The sequence below is a fragment of the Ethanoligenens sp. genome (assembly GCF_047718355.1).
GTDB lineage: Bacteria > Bacillota > Clostridia > Oscillospirales > Ethanoligenentaceae > Ethanoligenens.
Window position 1 is genome coordinate 1 of record NZ_JBDNLG010000147.1, and the last position, 3335, is coordinate 3335.

Annotated in this window: 3 protein-coding genes; all 3 read left to right on the top strand. The window is 45.7% G+C overall.

The genetic code is table 11. The annotated features are described in order from the left end of the window. The first annotated feature begins 124 nt into the window (after window positions 1-124). Complete coding sequence (locus tag ABF463_RS14235; protein WP_415534660.1) at window positions 125-1174, top strand: FecCD family ABC transporter permease; 1050 nt, start codon at window positions 125-127, stop codon at window positions 1172-1174. Next, complete coding sequence (locus ABF463_RS14240; RefSeq protein ID WP_415534662.1) at window positions 1171-2010, top strand: ABC transporter ATP-binding protein; 840 nt, start codon at window positions 1171-1173, stop codon at window positions 2008-2010. Before ABF463_RS14235 ends, ABF463_RS14240 begins: the two co-directional genes overlap by 4 nt. A 298-nt stretch (window positions 2011-2308) precedes the next feature. Further along, on the top strand, window positions 2309-3335 hold a 1027-nt coding region (locus tag ABF463_RS14245), incomplete at its 3' end, for an ABC transporter substrate-binding protein (RefSeq protein ID WP_415534663.1).

A 3335-nucleotide genomic window follows, 5' to 3' on the forward strand; every position in this document is an offset into this window, starting at 1 on the left:
CCGTGGAATAACAATGAAATTTTGAAATTAACATAAATGGAAAATAAAGTATTTTGATATATATGGTATGCTATGTCGTGTATCTATGCACATCGTAAAGAATAGAGATGGAGTGAAGGATGGTATGAAAGAAACCGTTTTACAAGAAAAGTCGGTAGAACGATTCGGATGGAAAATTGCACTGCCGTTGCTTTTGGTAGTGTTTTTGGCGGTTTTTTTGCTCTCATTCTGTTTGGGGCGGTATATGATTCCATTGCCGACGATCTTACAGATTTTTTGCCATTCCCTATTTGGCTGGCATACACAGGCATCTGCGGCGGCGGTAACGGTGCTTTATTCAGTGCGGATGCCGCGCATCGTTTCCGCTGCATTGATAGGCGGTGCACTGGCTACGGCAGGCGCTACTTATCAGGGCTTATTTCGGAATCCGATGGTATCGCCGGATATTCTGGGTGCCACGTCTGGTGCGGGTTTCGGTGCCGCGCTGGGTCTTATGCTTTCGTTTAACCTTCTGGGGATCTCTGTTTTGGCATTCATCATGGGCGTTTGCGCCGTGATGCTGTCTTATTTTATCAGCTTGATTATCAGCCGGGGGGACAACGCCATCTTGATGCTCGTTCTGACAGGTATGGTTGTATATAATTTGTTTCTTGCGTTTATATCCATTACCAAATATGTGGCCGACCCCAACAATAAACTGCCGGCCATCACATTTTGGCTGATGGGCGGGCTTTCTTCTATTACAATGTCAAATTTATATCTGTTGCTGCCGCCGTTGCTCGTGGGGTTTATTCCTATTTTTTTGCTGCGTTGGAATCTGAATGTGCTTTCATTTGGAGAAGAAGAGGCGCAAACAATGGGAATCAATACCAAACGTCTGCGATGGATTTTCATTGTTTGCGCAACACTTTTAACAGCCGCTTCCGTAGCTGTCAGCGGCATCATTGCTTGGGTGGGCCTGGTTATTCCGCATGTGGCGCGTCTGTTTGTCGGTCCCAATTATAAATATTTGATGCCGGCTTCGCTGCTCACAGGTGCGATATTCCTTATTATTGCGGATGATGTAGCACGCGTGGCTTTTGCGGCAGAAATTCCTTTGGGGATTCTTACATCGATCATCGGTGCGCCATTCTTTATTGTTCTGCTTATTCGGGGGAGGAAAAAACAGCAATGAAATTGGAACTTCGGAATGTTTCCTGTGGATATGGAGCAAAAACGATTGTTAAAGATCTGTCGCTGTTGGCAGTTTCGGGTGAGGTGCTTTGCCTTCTGGGACCAAACGGTGTGGGAAAGACTACATTGTTCAAAACAATTTTAGGCTTTTTAAAATTGCAAGAAGGTAAAATTTTATTGGATGGTGAAGATGTTTCACGATGGCCGAGAAAAGAGTTTGCCAAAGCTGTCGGATACGTGCCACAGGCACACACCCCACCGTTTCCTTTTACGGTGCTGGATGTTGTGACCATGGGGCGTACCGCGCATCTTGGCCCATTCGCTTCTCCTACAAAAACAGATGTTGCCATTGCAGAGGAATCTCTGGAGCGGCTGGGCGTTGGTTTTCTGAAAGAGCGTATTTATACAGAAATCAGCGGTGGTGAACGTCAGATGGTTCTCATTGCACGCGCCTTAACACAGCGCCCGAAAGTCCTTATCATGGACGAACCAACATCCAATTTGGATTTTGGCAATCAAATTCGTGTGCTGGAGCAAGTCAATCGTTTGGCGAAAGAAGGACTTTGTGTAATTATGACGTCTCATTTTCCGGATCATGCATTCCTTTGTTCGGCGAAAGTGGCATTGCTGCAACGTAATGTTCAGTTTCAAATTGGCACTGCCGAAGAAGTTATCACCGAACAAAACATGTTGTCTGCCTATGGCGTGCGGGTGAAGATTGGTAGCCTGCAAGGGGATGACGGTATACCGGTGGCTGCTTGTGTTCCACTTATTTCTAATTGCACTTGCCCGCAAGATCCGCAAAAATCGGCATATACGGGACAAGCAGCAGAATAAGGCACTTGATATCAGTTAGCAATGGCGTTGTTGTATAACGCTTTGCAATAGAAAATCTATCAGGAGGAGGGATTTACATGAAAATAACAGTACAGCGCAGTCTCCTAAAAAATCACCGACCTCCCAGCTGATTTGATTGAAAGCATGGTTTTATCTGTTACATTTTGATTATGTAACGTTATGCGCTGCATTTTGAAGTGTGCGATAGATAAATACCTCGCGGATGATAACTCGAAGGGGAATTCCGCAGTTTCCCGTATGATTGGTACCGCCATATCATGGCGAGATGGAGGCTTTTATGAAAAAAATTGCAACAGGGCTCTTGAGTTTGGCACTTTTACTCTCCGTTACAGCTTGTTCGTCAGGAGGAAAAACCTCATCCAGCTCGTCATCCGAAGCGTCCTCACCCAGCACCATCACAGATATGACAGGTGCAACTGTGCAGTTGCCTAAAAAGATTGATCACATTGCAGATTCGTGGCCTGCTCATACAGAGGTGCTGATGCTGTTGGGGGCAGGCAAAAAGATAGTTGCTACGGCTAACACGGCTAAGAGTTTACCATGGATGTTCAAGGTGGAGCCAAGCTTGAATAATGCGGTGACAACCACCTCCCAAACATTTAACACCGAAACGCTGGCGGCCAAGAACCCGGATATTTTCTTTATGTCCCCCGGTAACACCAACGCAGACAAAATTAAAAGCATGGGCATCCCGACTGTGCAGCTCAATTTTACCAATTATGCGCAGATGGAACAGTGCATTTCTCTTACAGGAAAAATTCTTGGTACAGATGCGCAAAAACGTGCGACGAAATATAATGCATACTTAGAGCAAACGATTGCGTCTATTAAAAAGACAACGTCGACCATCGCGGCAACGCAGAAACCCAAAGTGCTGCATATTCAGTCTCTTAACCCGTTGCAAATAGATGGCAGCAATACCATCATCGATGACTGGATTACGACGGCAGGCGGTGTTAATGCGGCGCAGGGTGTAACTGGCAACATGAAACCGGTATCTATGGAGCAGGTTCTCCAATGGAATCCGGACATTATTATTGTGGGCGTCGGCGGTGTAGATGGCGCGGCGACAATTAAAAACGATGCACAGTGGAAAAATGTTAAGGCTGTGCAGGACGGTAAAGTATACAACAATCCGATGGGTGTCTTTGGTTGGGATCGATACAGTCCGGAAGAAGTGCTCCAACTCCAGTGGGCTGCCAAAACGCTTAACCCAGATAAGTTTAAATCTTTGGATGTGCAAAAAGCGGTGCAGGATTATTATAAGACATATTTAAACTATAATTTGAGTGCGAGCGATGCAC

Coding starts and splice junctions, on each gene's coding strand:
- ABF463_RS14235 (WP_415534660.1), top strand. CDS start 125: ATGAAAGAAACCGTTTTACAAGAAAAGTCGGTAGAACGATTCGGATGG.
- ABF463_RS14240 (WP_415534662.1), top strand. CDS start 1,171: ATGAAATTGGAACTTCGGAATGTTTCCTGTGGATATGGAGCAAAAACG.